Below are 16,300 nucleotides of genomic sequence, written 5' to 3' on the forward strand. Positions count from 1 at the left end.
CGGTGGAGAACCTGATCGTGGCGCCCTCGCTCACGTGCAGCTCCACATCGGACAGAAGTCTGACTCCGCCGGTGAGGAACGTGCCCGGTGGAACGACGACACGTCCGCCGCCCGCGTTGTGGCACGCCGTGATCGCTTTGTGGAAGGCCTCCGTGTTCTTGGTGACGCCGTCACCCTTCGCGCCGTACGCGGTGACGTCGTAGTCCTTCCTGCGGAACCGCGGCGGGCAGATGCGGGCCAGGATCAGCGGGACCTCGCGCCACGGGTCCGTGCTGAACAACGGTGAAGCGGCCGCCACGCCCGGAGGGAGCAGGAGACCAGCGGCCGTCAGGCCCGACACGCGTGCGAAATCACGACGGGACAAGGACATCTCAGACCTTCTTCCCGTTGATGGTGACGTTCGTGAACGTGGTGCCGTCCGCGTTCTTCACGCTCGGCTTGGCCGTGGTCACGTTCGTGAACGTGCTGTTGGAGATCGCGACGTTCCTGATGTGCGACTCGCTCAGGCCGTCCAGCGTGACCGCCGTCTTCTTGACCCCGTTGACGGTGAAGCCGTCGGCGGTGATGTTCTGCACCTTCGGGTTCACGACCGGGCCGTAGCCGGGGCCGGTGAGGCTGTAGTTCAGCGTCACCATGATCGCCTCGCGGTCGACGTCGGTCGCCTTGATGCGCCGGGCGTGGATGTTCTCGACGGTGCCGCCGCGCCGCTTGTTCGTCTTGATGTACAGGACGTGGAACGGCTTGTAAGACGAGCCCTTCTTCACCGTGCAGTCCTGGAAGAACACGTTGCGCACGCCGCCGGACATCTCGCTGCCGACCGTCAGCGCGCCCCAGCGGCCCTCGAACGAGCAGTTCTCGATGACGATGTTCTCGCTCGCCACACCCACGCGCCGGCCGTCGGCGTCACGGCCGGCCTTGATCGCGATGCCGTCGTCGCCGCAGTCGAACCGGCACCCGGTGATGTGCACGTACTGCGAGGACTCGGGGTCGCAGCCGTCGACCATGCCACCGCGGCTGTAGACGAAGATGCCGCGGATCGTCACGTTCGCGCACAGCACCGGGTGCACGTTCCACATCGCCGAGTTCCGCAGCTGCACACCCTCGACGAGGACGTTCCTGCACTCGTACAGCGTGATCATGTTCGGCTTGAGGTAGTGGCCCATGCCGAACTTCCGTTCCGTCACGGGTTTGTTGTCGACGGCCCACTTCTGCAGCTGCTCCCAGTCGGGCTGCCGCTTGCCGTCGTAGTCGAACCACGGACCGGACGGGCCCTGGCCGTCGATCAGGCCGGAGCCGGTGATCGCGATGTTCTCCGCCTTGCGGGCGTAGATGAACGACGAGAAGTTCATGCACTCGATGCCCTGCCACCGCGTGTAGACCAGCGGGAAGTCCTTGGGATCGGTCGAGAACCTGATGGTCGCGCCCTCGGACACGACGAGGTTCACGTTGCTCAGCAGGGTGATCGCGCCGGTGAGGAAGACGCCCTTCGGCACGACGACCTGGCCGCCGCCCGCCGCGTTGCACGCCTCGACGGCCTTGCGGAACGCCTCGGTGTTCTTCGTCTTGCCGTCGCCCTTGGCGCCGTAGGCGGTGATGTCGAACCTGGCGCTGGGAAACACCGGCGGCACGATCTTCGCGAGGATCGCGGGCACCTGGTCCCACGGTGACTCGGCCAGCGGGATCGCGGCAGGTTCCTCCGCCGACGCCATCGGTGCGTTGAGGAACGACCCGGACAACATCGTGACACCCGCGGTGGCACCGGCGACTTTGAGGAAGTCGCGGCGGTTGGTCTCCATCGGCCGTCCTTTCGCGCGCATGCGTTGGTACAACAGCGGGCGGCGGCGGCTAGTTCACAACGATGAAACCGGTTGTAAACCTTTTCAACCGATGTCTACACCTCATTCCGGCCCCGCGTCAACGGCTGCCCGAAGTCGGCATACTGGCTTGCGTGCTCGGATTGCGTCCGGCGGAACTCGCGGTCTACGAGGCGCTCGTCGACTCGTACCAACTAGGTGTGACGGAGCTCTGTCTTGCCACGGAACTGGCTGAGCGGCCCGTGCGCGCCGCGCTGAAGTCCCTGACCGAGCTGGGGTTCGTCCACCAGGTCAACGGGTTGCACACCGCCGTCGCCCCGGACGTCGCGCTGGCGACGTACTTCCTGCACCGGGAGGACGACCTGCGCCGGGACCGGTTGCTGGCCGGTGAGCTGCAGGTCAGGTACGAACGAGCGGCGGGCGTGCGGGCCCCGGCGGACCTCGTCGAGGTGGTGCACGGGGCGGAGGCTATCTCGCGGCGGGTCGACCAGGTGATGCGCACGGCCCGGCGCGAGGTCTGCTTCGTGGACAAGCCCCCGTACGCCAAGGCGCCCACGGCGTTGCACCCGGTGGAGGAGGAGCTGCTGGGCCGCGGAGTGCGGTTCCGGGGCATCTACGAGCGTCAGGCGCTGGAGATGCACGACCTGCGCGCCGACCTGGAAATGGGGCTGTCACTGGGGGAGGAGGCGCGGGTCGTCGCCGTCGCACCGACGAAGATGATCCTCGCGGACGCCCACCTGGGGCTGATCCCGTTGCACAGCACCGAGACCACGCTGGAGAGCGCGGTGATCGTGCACCGGTCCGCGCTGCTGGACTCGCTCGGGGCGTTGTTCGCGCGGTTGTGGGAGGACGCCGTGCCGCTGTCGCTGCCGGGCCAGCCCACCTCGAACGAGATCTCGATCGCGGACGCGCGGTTGCTCGCGCTGCTGGCCACCGGGCTCCCGGACCGCAGCATCGCGAAGCAGCTGGGGCTCAGTTATCGGACCTTTCAGCGGCGGCTGCACCGGCTGATGGACGAACTGGGCGCGCAGACCCGTTTTCAGGCGGGTCTGCGCGCTGCGGCTCGAGGCGCGAGTTCCCTGCTACCTCCGCGTCAGCCGCCGGAGTGAGTCCGGAACGCCTTCTGCACGGTCTGGGTGACCGTGTTCCCCGCTCCGTCTCGGGCTTCGGTGCGCAACCACACGTCACCGCTCGGCTTGTCGATCGTGGCCTGCCACGACTCGCCGGACGGTTGCACCGCCGCCGGCTGCCACGTCACGCCGTCCGCTGACCACTGCACCTTCACCACGGTCACGGGCGTGCTGTTCGTCGCGTACAGGTGCCAGACGAACGGCTTGCCGGCCGGTGCGGAGTTGGTGAGGTCGAGCGGAAGGTCGTGCCGCAGCCGGATCAGCGGTTGGAACTGACAGCTGGTCGCCTGGGTGTGGCAGGAGTAGCCGCGCGGAGGCGGGTTGAGCGAGCGGTACGACTGGAACGTCCACGTCGTCTCGGTGCGTGGTGCCAGCGTGAACAGGACGGGGTTGACCGCGCCCGCCACCGCTCCCGGCGCGTGCGTCTCGACCGACTCCAGCCGGTAGGTCGCCTTCTCCGCGAGCATCGGGAACGTTGGGTAGAAGGCGAGCGGTTCCTGGTTGGCCTGGATCTCCTTCGTCCCCTGGAAGAGCCGGACCTTGGTCGTGGTGAAGTACTTGCTGTTCTGATAAGGGTTCGTGTAGTGGCCGGGGGTTCCGTCCGTCCACTGCAGAGCGGGCACGAACGTGTCGCCGGTCCGGCAGTTCGAGCAGAGTTGACGCCACGAGTCACCGGCCGCCGGGTAGCGAGCGGGGTGGTCGGACTGCAGCTCGATCGCGGTGCTGTGCATCGGCCCGGCGAACCACCTTTCCACGGCGGCAGGAGCGCCCTCGCGGAACACGTTCTCCTGGAACATGGTCATCGCCGCGCGCTGTCCCTTGGCGTCGGTGCCGCTCAGCGTCACGTGCCGCTTCCAGACGATCCGGTCGTCACCCGGACCGATGTACTCGGTCCACGCGGCGGGCGGGGTGAACGTGGTGCCGCGCAGGATCTGCGACTGCCACAACCCCGTCGGGAACGGGTACCACGTCTTCTGCACGGTCAGGCCGGGTTTGTCGGCGTGGTAGGCGGTCTGGCGCTTGACCAGCTTGGCGGGGTCGACGACGCGCTTGTGATCGGCGGGGATGCCGTTGGCGTCCAGGAAGCTCAGGTTGTAGACGGCCTCCGGGGTGGGTTTGACGCTCAGCTTCAGCGAGGCCTGCCTGGCCAGGAACGCGCCGTCGGCGTTGCTGACGCTCAACGAGGGCAGCGAGGTGCTCGCCAGCCCGGTGAGCGGTAGTGCGTCCGGAGCGTCCACATAGGACAGAATCGCCTTCTTGCCCGCCTGAGCCGCTGTCGTGGCGGCGGCGTTGGCGGCCTTGACCATGTTCGCGGGAGTGTCCGGCCTGATCTTCACGAGTTCGGTGTCACCGCCGATGGTCAGGTCGCGCTCGCCGGACCACTTCGCGGAGAGGACGGCCACGTCGGTGTCGGTCCTGAGCGTCCGGCCCGCCGATGACGCGGTAACCGTCGGGGTCTGCAGGGTCACGTTGTCCTGCAACGAGATCGCACCCTTCTTCGCGGCCGCGGCGGGCGTGGCGCGGATCTCCCACGGTGCCGAGCCGAGTGCGGCGGCCATCTCGGTCACCAGCGGCTGCTTCTCGCCCTCGGCGGGGACCACGCGGCGCAGCGTCACGGTGCGGTCGCGCTGCTCGGCAGGTCCCGGTGACACGACCTCGATCGGCACGGTCTTCTGCGCGTCGAGCGAGACGTCGGCGGCCTTGTCGACGGTGAGCTCGGGCGCGGCGAGCGCGGACCAGCGCCGCACGCCCGCGGTGTTCTCGGTCGTCCAGGTCAGTGCCGAGTAGCGGCCGCTCGGCACGTTCGCCACGCCTTCGCCGTTCACGACGTCGAAGTAGTAGCTGAGGGTCTCGTCGAACGGGTCGTTGACATCGTCACCGCCGTTGGTGTCGTCGATCAGCTGACCCATCGCGGGTGCCGGTGGTTTCCCGGCCGCGTCGCGGACGTGCACCGACACCGAGAACGTCTGCGGTGCCGCGTAGACGCTGACCGGGGTGCGCAGGGTGGTTCCCGCGGCGGTGGCGGTGACGACGCCGCCGTAGACGCCGGCGGGCCCCACCTCGGGGTCGAGGGTGAGCGCGGCCGAGGCCTTGCCGCGGGCGGGCACGGTGAGCCGGGTGCTGCTGAGCCCGAACCCGGTCGTGGACTTCCCGTCCCACCCCTTGGCCGTGGCGGCGAGGTCGAGCGTGAGTGCGGTGTCGGAGTCGTTGGTGTACAGGAGTTCCCTGGTCAGCACGCCACCCGAGCCGCGTTCGTGCCGGCCGAAGCTCGCCGACGCGGTGGCGGTGGCGCGCTGGGTCGTCGCCTTTGCCACGTCGAGCCGACCGGCGCCCTGCTCGTACCAGGGCATGCTGACGTCGGCGGCACTCGTGACGAGCGCGTTCTTCAGCGTCTGCCCGTCCCAGTCGGGGTGTTGCTGGACGAGCAACGCGGCGGCGCCCGCGACGTGCGGGGTGGCCATCGACGTTCCGGACGCCGCCGTGTAGAGGTCGCCGACCGGGGCGCCCATGCTCGTGTTCGCGGCGCGGGCGGCCACGACACCGACGCCGGGCGCGTTGATCTCGGGCTTCACGTGCGCGTCGCCGATGCGCGGTCCGGTGCTGCTGAACGGGGCGAGCTTGTTCTGCCGGTCGACCGCGCCGACGGTGAGCGCTGAGGTGGCGGCGCCGGGGGAGGTGACCGAACGGCCCGCCGGTCCGTTGTTGCCCGCGGCCACCACGAACAACACGCCCGTCTCGGCCGAGAGCTGGTCGACCAGCGCGCTCATCTCGTCGCTGCCGTCGGTGACCTCACCGCCGAGGCTGAGGTTCACGACCTTCGCGCCGGACCGCGCCGCCCACTCGATGCCCGCCAGCACCTGCGAGGTGTCGGCCTCGCCCGCGCCGTTGAACACCTTGGCGATCACCAGTTTCGCGCCGGGCGCGACACCCTTGTACTTCCCCTCCGAACCCTGGCCGGTGCCCGCGACGATCGAGGCGACGTGGGTGCCGTGGCCGTGCCGGTCGACGACGTCCGGCTCGTCGGAGAAGTTCTCCGACGCGGTGATCTTGCCCGCGAGGTCGGGGTGGTTCGCGTCGATACCGGTGTCGACGACGGCGACGGTGACGTCGTGGCCGTCGAGCCCCTTCTGCCACGCGGCCGGTGCGCCGATCTGCTTGGTGGTCTGGTCGAGCGCGACGCGGACCGGGCGGTCGAACTTCAGCTTCACACCGGACTTCACGCTCATGTCGAGCGAGTTCCAGAACTCCCGCGCCTTCGTCTTCTCCACCCTGATGCCGGAGGTGTTGAGACTGCTGATCCTGGTGTGCGCGTTGGCGGAGAAGCCACCGGTCATCAGCACCGGGACCGTGGTGGTCCGGTCGTCGGACTGGCCGGTGCGGACGAGCTCGGTGACGTTGAAGAGGGTGCGGTCGACGGTGCCCGCGGTGACGGCACCCATCGCGTCCGACGGGTAGACGTGCAGACCTTTGGCCGTCGTCATCGTGTGGAAGATCGGCGGCTCGCCGCTGCGCGGCGCGGCCTGGATCTGGGCGAACTTCCGTCCGTCCGACCGTTCGGTGTAGTCGACGACGTCACCGGTGACGAGCGTGATCCGGTGCGAGGCCTCGGACGTCTGCGCCCTCGGTGGTGCCGGCGCGGCGGACGCGGGTGGTGCGACGAGCGTAGCCGCGGCGATGGCAAGTGCCAGAACTTGTCGAATCACGGCGCCCTCCCTCGGTGATCAGGTCACAGCAGGATGAGGGGCCGGAATTCGTTGGGAAACAGCAGAAAGCGGCGGTTAGTCGCCGTTGGCGACTTCGCGCCACGCAGAAGCGTGCCCAGGTCGCCGAGGGGCGGCGGCCTGGGCACGTCGGTTGGTGCACCCGCGAGGTGGTCGGAACCCGTTGATCAGAAGGTGCGTTCCTGCAGCGAGAAGTCGCGCTGGTTGTTGTTCGTGTCCTGGTTCAGCAGGTTGCGCGTGTTCGAACCCGCGAGCTGCGCGGTGCGCTGGTTCTCGGGCTGGGCGTGCACGCCTTCCTTGGCGGCGTTCACCGGAGCCGAGAATGCGACACCGTCGATCTTGAACGCGGACGGGGCCGCGCTGCCGAAGATCGCGACGCCACCCAGCGTCGGGATGCCCTCGACACCGAGGAAGCGAACCGGGAGAACGTTCGGGGTCGACGTGGTGCCGGAGAACTCGGCGCCGGTCAGCACGAGCGTGCTGCCCACGTTGTTCGCCGGCGCCAGCGTGATCGGCGCACCGAGCGGGTCGAACAACGGGATCGTCTGGATGACCTCGTTGCGCTGGTTGTAGATCCGGACGACCCAGTTGGAGAGGTCGACCTGCTCGTTCGTCGTGTTGATGATTTCGATGGCCTCGTCGAGCGCCCCGTTCGGGCCCATCGTGGAGACCTCGTTGATCAGCACTGCCGGCAGCTGCATGACCTCGGGAGCCTCGGGCTCCTCGGCGGCCGACGCCATTCCAGCGAACGCGATGGTGCTCGCGATTGCCAGCGCAGCAGCTCCGCTCAGCAGTCGACGCATTGTCCTGTCCCTTCGAGAAAGTGAATTCGGGGTATTTCTCGTAGCGGCCGGTCTGGTCGAGGGGAACGACCTGTCTTGCCGCTGGGACTGACTTTGCTCGCATTCGTTCGGGCTCGAAAGGGGCCATTAACGATTGGTTACGTATTGTTTTCGCCGGGAGAAGGAATTCGACACGCGAAGTCGTCGGCGTTGTGATCCGTGTCGCGGGAGGCGGCGTCGCGGCCGAGTGATGAATCGGCACAAGGGGTCGCGGGGCCCGCTTCCCGGCACGGTGACGAGGAGCTCAGACCCACGCTGTCGGTGTGTGCTCCGTACCGGTTCCTGGCGATTACTCCGGTTCCGTCCACGGTGTCCACAACGAGCCCGTTCGGGACGGTTCCGCTGAACGCGGAGCCGACTATCACGAAGTATTCACCCGGTGGCAGGACGGTGTTGGGTGAGATGGTGGCGAGGATTCGCGCAGCGCCGCCGGAGCAGGACTGCACAGTCCATCCTCCGACGTCTGCGGTAGTGGAGCCGGTGTTGCGCAGTTCGACGAATCCGGCGGGGCCGAGTGAGATCTCGTTCACCTTCACCGGAGAAACCCCCGGCGAGCTGCCGAACGTGCTACCGGCAAGTAGCAACAACGTTGCGACGGAGTTTCCGAAGACGGTCACGTCACGCAGTCTGGCCCCCTGTGCGCGGACGCACAGGGGGCCAAAGGTCCTTCCTGCCTGGGACTTACGGGGAGGACGGCACTGCACGGCGGCCGCCCGGAGGAGGCGTCACAGCGCCGCCCTCCCCTCTTCTGCGGGCGGGCAGACCCCTGCCGTCTGCCCGCACTCCGCTAGTGGGAGTGGTCCTCTGTCTTGGCCCTGCGGCATTCCCGTTCGATCACCGCAGCACGGTCGACCTCGGCGTGCGGCACATCGAGCGCCGCGCTGATCCAGGCACGCCAGTAGGGGCCGGGAATGCGTTTACCGCGTTCCCATCTCGACACTTCTTCACGGGTGACGCTGTCGTTTTGTGAGATCTCGCACAACAGGTCCGCGAGTTCACGCTGGGTGAGGCCCTGCTCTCGCCGCGCCTGTGGAATCAAGGCGGTAATCGGCGGGGTGTCCTGGTGCTCGTGGGCTTGACGGACTGCCTTGAGCACGGTTCTGCTCCGTTTCAGTGAGATGGCGGGTGCGCCTTCCACCCTGCCTGAAAGTCCAGATCCTCGTGCCGTGCATTGCGGTGATACCGGCGGTCGTTGAAAGTTCAGGTACCGCTGGAATCACTTGATCGGATGTTTGGGTGAAACTCAGCTGGTCCAATGGGGTGTGCGTGCCGACATTTTGAGCGTTTCGCTAGTGTGACTGCACCGTGATCGTTGCCGCAGCAATGACCGGGATGAGAAGGTGAGGGAAATGCTGTCGACGGTCGAAGTGGTGCAGGTGTTCCTGGCGCGACTCGCGGCACAGGACGCACCCGGCATCGCGCGGTTGTGCGCACCGACCGTGGAATGGGAGGCGCCCGACCCGAACGGCGCCCGGTGGGCACTCGGCGCGCGCACCCGTCGCGAGGTCGAGTCCCAGTTCCTGACCTTGTTCGCCACGTTCGACCTGGAGCAGCTGTCGGTGCGCCAGGTGATCGCAGACGGAGGAGACGCGGCTGTGATCGGTTCGGCGCGCTGGCGGGTCCGCGCCACGGAGGAACCCGTCGAAACGCGTTTCGCGGCGGTGCTTTCGGTGCACCTGGGAGAGATCGAGCAGTACTGGCAGATGCCGGACACCCTCGCTTCGGCGGTCGCGACCGGCGCTGCGACCCGGACCGGATGATGAGCTCCAAACGTGAGAGATCGGCACACACGCGGACGAAACTGCTGAAGGCGGCGGCCGAGGTGTTCGACCGGGAAGGCTTCTCCCGATCGAGTCTGACGGCCGTGTGTGCGCGAGCCGACGTGTCGAAAGGTGCGTTGTATTGCCACTTCCGTTCGAAGGAGGCACTCGGCGTCGCGATCATCGAGGAGCAGTCGCTGCTGTGGCACCGGTTGCGGGACGAGCAGCTCGCCGTCGAGGAGTCGCCGACGCAGGCGTTGATCGCGATGTCGTTCGAGTTCGTCAGCAGGCTGGAGACCGATCTCACCGTGCGGGTGAGTGCGAAGCTGTTGCGGGAGGCCGTGTTCTTCGACGTCGCGGCGGCCGCGCAGGTGATCGGCTGGGTCGCCGTGGTGCGGGAGCTGCTGTCGCTGGCACGGGAACGCGGCGAGCTGCGGGCTGAGGTGAACGTGCGGCACGCGGCGGAGCAGATCGTCTCGGAGCTGCTCGGGCTGCAGTTCGTGGCGCAGGCGTTGAGCGGAGGCAGCGACCTGCGCACCCGGCTCGCCAGGGTCTGGAAAGCGTCCTCCGGTTGCCTGGTGGTGGCTTCCGTCTACGAGAAGCTGCGTTTCGAGTGACTCACCCGAATGGCCCGCCACCGACTGGATGACGGCGCGCCGGACGGCCTCAGTTCTCGCACGACTGAAACGGAACCAGGCCCTGGTGCGAGAGATCGAACGGGAAGACGTCGCAGTTTGATCTTCCACGCACCCGGGTAGCCGGGATTCCACGTGACCGGTTAGGTTGCTGCGCAACGAGCGGAGGCCGATGAGCGCACCTTGGGACGGCGACCTGACCGGAGCGGTCGTGGACGACCGCTTCGTGATCGGTTCACTTCTCGGGTCCGGCGGCATGGCCGAGGTCTACCGCGCGTACGACCGCACGACGACGTCCTCGGTCGCGATCAAGGTCTTCACCGGCCCGGGCCTGCCCGACGACGAGCTGCGCCTGCAACGCGAGGCGACGATGCTCGCGTCGCTGGAGTGCCCCGGCCTCATCCCGGTGTACGCGTCGGGCACGGTGTCGCGCCGCCCGTACTTCGTGATGCGCGAGATCACCGGCGGCACGCTGCGCCAGCGCATGCGCGAGCCGCTGCCGCCCCGGTTCGTGGCGCGCATCGGCGGCCAGATCGCCGCGGTCCTCGACCACGTGCACGGCCTCGGCGTGGTGCACCGCGACATCAAGCCGTCCAACATCCTGCTCGACGACGAGGAGAAGCAGGCGTACCTGGCGGACTTCGGTCTCGCCTTGGTCGCCGAGGTGACGCGGGTGACGACGTCCGGCGTGCTGGTCGGCACCGCGGGCTACCTCGCGCCGGAACAGGTGCGCGGCGCGGACGTGGGCCCCGCGGCGGACGTCTACTCGCTGGGCCTGGTGCTGCTCGAGTGCCTGACCGGCCGCAGCGAGTACCCCGGCGGCGACGCCGAGGCCGCGCTGGCCCGCCTGGCCCGCTCGCCGCGCATCCCGGTCGACCTGCCGCTGGCCTGGGTGTCGCTGCTGTCCGCGATGACGGACATGGACCCGACCCGCAGGCCCACGGCCGCGCAGTGCGCGCGATCTCTCGAAGCGGCCCACGAAGCGAGCAGGGGCTTGCCGGCCCTGCTGCCGGACGCCGCCGTGGAGTCACCCCCCGAGGTGCCGAAGCAGCACAGGGGCAAGCGTTTGGCAATCGCCGCCGCGGCCGTCGCCGTGACCGCGGTGGCCGTGGCGGTGGCGAACTTCGGCGGCGGCAAGGAGTCGCCCGCGGCGGACCAGCCGACGGCGCCGGACCCGCACACCCAGGTCGTCACCGTGGGAGCCTCGACCGTGACGGTGGTGCAGACGCCGGACGCGCCGGGAGCGCCGCAGCCGGGCGCGCCGCTGACCACGACCACGACGGCCGGGTCGGCGGTGAGCCCGTCGACCGAGGTCGAGGAGCCGGTGGAGGATCCGGCCACGACGACGACCAGGAAGAAGAAGGACCGGCCGAGGCCGTCGGACGTGCCGGCGCCTTCGACGGCTCCCGACTCACCGGCTCCGAAGCCCTGAGGGGCTCGCACCACACACGCGGGGTCGCATCACACACGCGGGGTCGCACCGCACGCGGGGTCGCACCGCACGCGGGGTCGCACCGCACAGACGGGGGCGCATCACACACGGGGTCGCACCACACACGGCGTCGCACCACACGCGGCGTCGCATCACACACGGGGTCGCACCACACACGGCGTCGCACCACACGCGGCGGGGCACCATACACGGCGTTGCACCACACACACGGCGCAGGCCGGGTACCCCCAATTTCGATTCTAGAGAGCGGCACCGACAGCGCTCAGGCCTTCGGGTCCGTCACCGCCGCGAACGGCAGGTCCGCCAGCTCCGCCCGCAGCGTGTCCAGGTCCGGGTACACCGCGGACGCCCCGCGGTCGACCAGCTCGTCCTCGCCGAACCCGCCTGTCAGCAGCCCGATCGACGGCAGCCCCGCCCGGCCGGCCGCCTCGCAGTCCCACACCGAGTCGCCGATGACGACGGCGCGGTCGGACTTCACCTCGCGCAGCGCCACCTCGATCAGGTCCGGGGCGGGCTTGCTGTCCTCGACGTCGTCGGACGACGTCCAGGCGATGTCACCGGGGTCGATCAGCTTCAGGTAGTGCTCGACGTGCTTGCGCTTGCCCGAGCTGGCCAGCACGACGGCGAGTCCCAGGTCGGTTGCCGCGCGGACCAGGCGGTGCGCGCCTTCCAGGGGCTGGATCTCGTCCAGCATCTCGTCGAAGCAGCGCTCCCACGCGTCTCGCACCGCGTCGCCGTGGTCGCGTTCCACCTTGTCGCCGGCCACGGCGGCCACCAGCCTGTCGCCGCCCATGCCGATCGAGCGGTGCACGCGCCACGCGGGCACGGTGACGTCGACGCTGCGGAACGCGCGCAGCCAGGCCACCGTGTGGTGGTAGTTGGTGTCGACCAGGGTGCCGTCCACGTCGAGGACCACGGTGTTGCTCATGAAGCCAGGTTTGCCCGCGGGTCTACCTCGGCAAACCCACCAGCTCGCGCGTCTCCTGCAGCGTCGCCACCTCGCGCCGCAGCACGCCGTCGAGCCACTGCGCGTCCGACATCCACGACTGGTTCGTGTTCAGGCAGACGTGCACGGAGGAGCGGTAGACCGACAGCGCGATGCCCACGGCGTGTCCGGGGGCGACCGGCGCCACCGGGTACATCTCGCACAGGCCCGCGCCGTCGAGTGACAGCGGTACGGACGGCAGCGGGACCGACGTGACCAGCGTGTCGAACAGCAGCGGGGCGCAGCGGCCCATGACCGGCGCGGCCAGGCGGTGCACCAGCGGGGGGACCTTGTCCGCGAGCAGCGGCAACGCGCCGGCGCCCCGGTCGGGGCCCGCCGCCTTCGCCGACTCCATCTGCTCCCGGACGTTGCGCAGGCGTTCGGCCGGGTCCTGCTCGCCCACGGGCAGCGAGACCAGGAATCCGGAGATCTGGTTGCCGGCGCCCGCGTCACCGGAGCGTGAGCGCTGGTTAACCGGGATCAGTGCCCGCACGACCGACTCGGGTCCCGCGCTGCCGTGCGCGGAAAGCCAGTGCCGCAACGCACCCGTCACGAGCGCGAGCAGGACGTCGTTCACCGTGCCGCCGTGTGCGCGCCGGATTCGGTGCACGTCCGCGAGATCCAGTCGCGACATCACCACGCGGCGTGGCCGGGTCGAGGAGGTGAGCACCGGCGAGTTCAGCGTCGGCGGCCGGGTGTTCATCAGCACCGAAGAAGCGATGTCGATCGTGTCCTTGATCTCCCGCAGCGACGGGATGATCGATTTCGCCGGTTGGGCCGGAGTGTCCGGAATGGACAGCCGGGACGCGTCGAACAGCTGAAGTCCCAGGCCAACGGCCTTCATGCCGTCGCACAACGAGTGGTGCAGCTTGGCGACGACCGCGAACCGGCCGCCCGCGAGCCCGGTGATGACGTGCAGCTCCCACGGTGGGCGCGCGAGGTCCAGCGGCTGCGCCATGAGGTGGGAGACCAGCGTGGCGAACCGGTCACGGCCGCGCACGTGGTGCGTGAAGACGTGGTCCTCTGGCGCGAAGCCGGGGTCCTCCACCCAGCGCGCACCGCCCAGCAACGAGGTGCGGGCGCGCTGGCGCAGGCGCGGAATCTCCTGCGCCCGTTCGCACAGCACGGCGGCGACGCGGGCGGGATGCACCGGAGTGGACGGTGCGAACGTCGCGACGGCGCCGAGGTGCAACGGGTTCGCGTTGCCCTCCATGGCGAGGAAGGCGATGTCGAGGGGGGAGAGGTGGTCCGTCATAGGTGTGCAAGGCAACCAGCTTCGCGTGTCGTGCGCATTGCGATGAGATGGCGGTGACTCTCTAACGCCCCAAGTACACTCGAACGGTGGTACCGCTGTGACTCGTGTGGGTGCGAACCAGGTCACACAACAGGTTCACCATCACGATTCCGAAGCCGGACAGACCGGTGAACGAAGGCGGGAAACCCTCGCCGGAGTCGCTCACCTCGCACACGACGGTGTCGCCCTCACGCCACATGCGCAGGATTCCGCGCCCCGACGCGTGCAGGATGCTGTTCGTCGCGAGCTCGTTCACCGCGAGCACGAGGTCCTCGACTTGTTCGCGGCGCAACCAGTTCGCATACGCCGTCACGAGCTTGCGCATGTGCGCGAGCGTGCCGACCGAGAACGTGTGCTCCTCCGCCGACGCGGGAGGCGGCGGTAACGGCACGTTGTAGATGTCGGCGAGCCCGGACGGGTCGGTGTACCACTCGCTCGCGACCCGCGTGGTCCCGTCGATCACGACGGGGTGCGTGCGCCGCGCGTCCTCGATCACGTGGTCCGGCAACGCCGCCACGTCGTACGGGCAGAGGATGACGCCCCGCCTGCCCTCGAACGCCGTGTTGACCAACGCCTCGTGCTGGACGCACGCCGGGTACTCGAGCTCGGTGCGGCCGGGCCAGATCGGCTGGCCGATCATGCGGAACCGGCCCTGCGTGCTCGCGCTGAACGCCATCAGCACGCCGGGGATGATCCGGCCGGGGTTGCGTCCGGCCTCGGTCATGTCGATGAAGTGGACCTGGTCCGCCTGACCACCCAGTCGTTCGCGCAGCAGGCCGATGCCGATCTCCGGCACCGCCACGAGCACGGGCTCGCCCGCGTTCACGCCGTCCGCGACGAATCTGGCCGTGCCGGCGAGGAAGTCGTCCTCGTCCCGGTAGAACAGGGCCTCGTGTGCGAACGGAGCAACGGAGTTCATCGGCTTCCCGGTGCGGTCGGTGGCAGGGCAGACCCCTCATTCTGCTCCCCGTAACGGTGTTTCGGCGGGGGCCAGGCCGGTGGTTGTTGCTGAACATGAACCGAACACGCGGTTCACGCGCAAAAGCTCGTGGATCCGGAGTGGATTCGGAGTGCGGGCGGGGAAAACCCCAGGCAGACTCCCCGGTTGTCGGGGCCCTGCGAGGAGGTGACGCCGTGATCGGGCACTACGCGCTGACCGGGCCGGAGGACGCTCCGGTGCTGGTGCTCGGCAACGCGCTCGGCACTACCACCCAGATGTGGCGAGACTTCTCCCTGCCCTTCCGGTTGCTGCGCTTCGACCACCGCGGTCACGGAGGCAGCGCGCCGGTGGAGGGTCCGTGCACCATCGAGGACCTGGCGCGCGACGTGGTGGAGCTGTTGGACCACTTGGAACTGCACCAGGTGTACTACTGCGGCGTGTCCCTCGGCGGCATGCTGGGCATGTGGCTCGCCGCGCACACCGACCGGATCTCCCGGCTGGCGCTGATGTGCACGACCGCGTGGTACCCGGACAAGTCCGTGTGGGACGAGCGGATCGCGGTGCTGCGCGCGCAGGGCATGGAGCCTCTGGCGGACGCGATCGTCTCGCGCTGGTTCACGCCCGCGTTCTCGCCGACCGTGGTCACGCGGTTCCGCGAGGACCTGCTCAACGTCGACGTGCCGTCGTACATCGCCTGCGCCCGGGCGATCCGGGACATGGACCTGCGGCTCGACCTGGCGAAGATCGACGCGCCGACCGTGGTGATCGCGGCGGCGCAGGACCACGCGACACCGCCCGAGTGCGCTCGGCACATCGCGGACGAGCTGTCCGACTCGGAGCTCTACATCGTCGGGGACGCGGCGCACCTGGCGGTCGTCGAGGCTCCGAGGACGATCTCGGTGATCCTCGACGACCACTTCGGCAACGACTAGTAGTGCTTTGTTAGGTCTCGGCGTGTCGTAGGGGCGCGGGACAGGCTGGGCGATTCACTGTCCCGGTGACCCCTGATGAGCTTGCTCATGTGCGGCAACGCCTGGAGGCCTTCGCGGCGGAGGTGTTCGAGCCCTTGGCCCGGTCCGATCAACGGGCCAAGGGTGAGACGTATCTGCGTGGGTTGCTGCTGGACGGGCAGCGCAAGTCGATGCAGCCGATGGCGGAACGTCTGGGAGTGGATCACCAAGGGCTGCAGCAGTTCGTGACCACCTCGACCTGGGACACCGACGCGGTGCGAGTGCGACTGGCCCGGCGTGCGGTGGAGGCGATCGGTCCGGTGGCCTGGGCGGTCGACGACAGCGGCTTCCCCAAAGACGGCACGAGTTCACCGGGTGTGGCCCGGCAGTACTCCGGGACCCTGGGCAAGGTCGCCAACTGCCAGATCGGGGTCAGTGTGCACGCGGTCACCGACACCGCCTCCTGTCCGCTGGGCTGGCGGTTGTTCCTGCCGGAGTCCTGGGACACCTCCAAGGCCGGTCCGGCTGCGGTCAAGGCGGCTAAAGCCAAGCGACGCAAGACACTGAAGAACGCGCCACGAGCCGCCGCGGCCGGCGAGCGGGCCGAGATCGAGGTCGACGTGGAGGCGGTCACCGAGACCGCCAGGACGCGGCGCGACCGGTGCGGGATACCCGACGAGGAAGGACATCGTCCGAAGTGGACGCTGGCTGTCGAGATGCTCGACGAACTCGCCGAACAGGGGTTGCGGCCGCCCGTGCTGGTCGCGGACGCCGG

General features: G+C 68.8%; 14 protein-coding genes and 1 pseudogene. 6 read left to right on the forward strand and 9 right to left on the reverse strand.

Features of this window, described 5'->3' with window-relative positions; translation table 11 throughout:
* Positions 1-82: 82 nt before the first annotated feature.
* Both AOM45_RS53950 and AOM45_RS44395 read right to left on the reverse strand, forming a co-directional pair.
* Positions 83-370, reverse strand: a pseudogene (locus tag AOM45_RS53950) (glycosyl hydrolase family 28-related protein); the annotation flags it as partial.
* A gap of 1 nt (position 371) precedes the next feature.
* On the reverse strand, positions 372-1,796 hold the full coding sequence (locus AOM45_RS44395) for a glycoside hydrolase family 28 protein (RefSeq protein ID WP_030474008.1): 1,425 nt from the start codon (positions 1,794-1,796) through the stop codon (positions 372-374).
* A gap of 152 nt (positions 1,797-1,948) precedes the next feature.
* Between AOM45_RS44395 and AOM45_RS44400 the strand changes: the two genes are divergently transcribed.
* Complete coding sequence (locus AOM45_RS44400) at positions 1,949-2,923, forward strand: helix-turn-helix domain-containing protein (RefSeq protein WP_236704054.1); 975 nt, start codon at positions 1,949-1,951, stop codon at positions 2,921-2,923.
* On the opposite strand, the gene AOM45_RS44405 is transcribed toward AOM45_RS44400, so the two are convergent.
* The 4 genes from AOM45_RS44405 to AOM45_RS44415 all read right to left on the reverse strand — a co-directional run bounded on the left by AOM45_RS44405 (position 2,908) and on the right by AOM45_RS44415 (position 8,604).
* Positions 2,908-6,648, reverse strand: coding sequence for a S8 family peptidase (locus tag AOM45_RS44405; protein ID WP_051784823.1), 3,741 nt, complete (start codon positions 6,646-6,648; stop codon positions 2,908-2,910). The genes AOM45_RS44400 and AOM45_RS44405 overlap by 16 nt on opposite strands.
* A 185-nt stretch (positions 6,649-6,833) precedes the next feature.
* Positions 6,834-7,469 carry a lamin tail domain-containing protein gene (locus AOM45_RS44410; RefSeq protein WP_030474005.1) on the reverse strand — a complete coding sequence of 212 codons (636 nt, stop codon included), beginning with the start codon at positions 7,467-7,469 and terminating at the stop codon, positions 6,834-6,836.
* A 137-nt stretch (positions 7,470-7,606) separates the two neighbouring features.
* A complete protein-coding gene (locus AOM45_RS50255; RefSeq protein ID WP_162185777.1) occupies positions 7,607-8,125 on the reverse strand; it encodes a lamin tail domain-containing protein in 519 nt (172 codons plus the stop codon).
* Positions 8,126-8,295: 170 nt separating this feature from the next.
* Positions 8,296-8,604 (reverse strand): helix-turn-helix transcriptional regulator, encoded by a 309-nt coding sequence (locus tag AOM45_RS44415; RefSeq protein WP_035914049.1) that lies wholly within the window; start codon positions 8,602-8,604, stop codon positions 8,296-8,298.
* Between the two features lie 253 nt (positions 8,605-8,857).
* Here AOM45_RS44415 and AOM45_RS44420 point away from each other — a divergent pair, with 253 nt between their 5' ends.
* The 3 genes from AOM45_RS44420 to AOM45_RS44430 all read left to right on the forward strand — a co-directional run bounded on the left by AOM45_RS44420 (position 8,858) and on the right by AOM45_RS44430 (position 11,335).
* The gene (locus AOM45_RS44420; RefSeq protein WP_030474003.1) at positions 8,858-9,268 is read left to right on the forward strand and encodes a nuclear transport factor 2 family protein; all 411 of its coding nucleotides are present in this window, start codon (positions 8,858-8,860) and stop codon (positions 9,266-9,268) included.
* Entirely contained in the window at positions 9,268-9,885 is a 618-nt protein-coding gene (locus tag AOM45_RS44425; protein WP_030474002.1) for a ScbR family autoregulator-binding transcription factor, read from the forward strand. The genes AOM45_RS44420 and AOM45_RS44425 overlap by 1 nt, the downstream gene beginning before the upstream one ends.
* 190 nt (positions 9,886-10,075) lie before the next feature.
* The gene (locus AOM45_RS44430) at positions 10,076-11,335 is read left to right on the forward strand and encodes a serine/threonine protein kinase (RefSeq protein ID WP_051784822.1); all 1,260 of its coding nucleotides are present in this window, start codon (positions 10,076-10,078) and stop codon (positions 11,333-11,335) included.
* Between the two features lie 283 nt (positions 11,336-11,618).
* Here the strand turns inward: AOM45_RS44430 and AOM45_RS44435 are convergent, their stop codons facing one another.
* From AOM45_RS44435 to AOM45_RS44445, 3 genes are all read right to left on the reverse strand, one after another.
* Positions 11,619-12,284: an HAD family hydrolase gene (locus tag AOM45_RS44435; RefSeq protein ID WP_030474000.1), complete on the reverse strand. Its 666-nt coding sequence runs from the start codon at positions 12,282-12,284 to the stop codon at positions 11,619-11,621.
* A gap of 22 nt (positions 12,285-12,306) precedes the next feature.
* Positions 12,307-13,596 carry a wax ester/triacylglycerol synthase family O-acyltransferase gene (locus AOM45_RS44440; protein ID WP_030473999.1) on the reverse strand — a complete coding sequence of 430 codons (1,290 nt, stop codon included), beginning with the start codon at positions 13,594-13,596 and terminating at the stop codon, positions 12,307-12,309.
* A 61-nt stretch (positions 13,597-13,657) separates the two neighbouring features.
* Positions 13,658-14,554: an anti-sigma factor RsbA family regulatory protein gene (locus AOM45_RS44445; RefSeq protein WP_030473998.1), complete on the reverse strand. Its 897-nt coding sequence runs from the start codon at positions 14,552-14,554 to the stop codon at positions 13,658-13,660.
* A gap of 215 nt (positions 14,555-14,769) precedes the next feature.
* Between AOM45_RS44445 and AOM45_RS44450 the strand changes: the two genes are divergently transcribed.
* On the forward strand, positions 14,770-15,507 hold the full coding sequence (locus AOM45_RS44450) for an alpha/beta fold hydrolase (protein WP_030473997.1): 738 nt from the start codon (positions 14,770-14,772) through the stop codon (positions 15,505-15,507).
* Between the two features lie 65 nt (positions 15,508-15,572).
* Positions 15,573-16,300, forward strand: a 728-nt coding sequence (locus AOM45_RS53330) for an IS701 family transposase (RefSeq protein WP_236704055.1), incomplete at its 3' end; no start/stop codon positions are given.

Source organism: Lentzea aerocolonigenes, assembly GCF_000974445.1.
GTDB lineage: Bacteria > Actinomycetota > Actinomycetes > Mycobacteriales > Pseudonocardiaceae > Lentzea > Lentzea aerocolonigenes.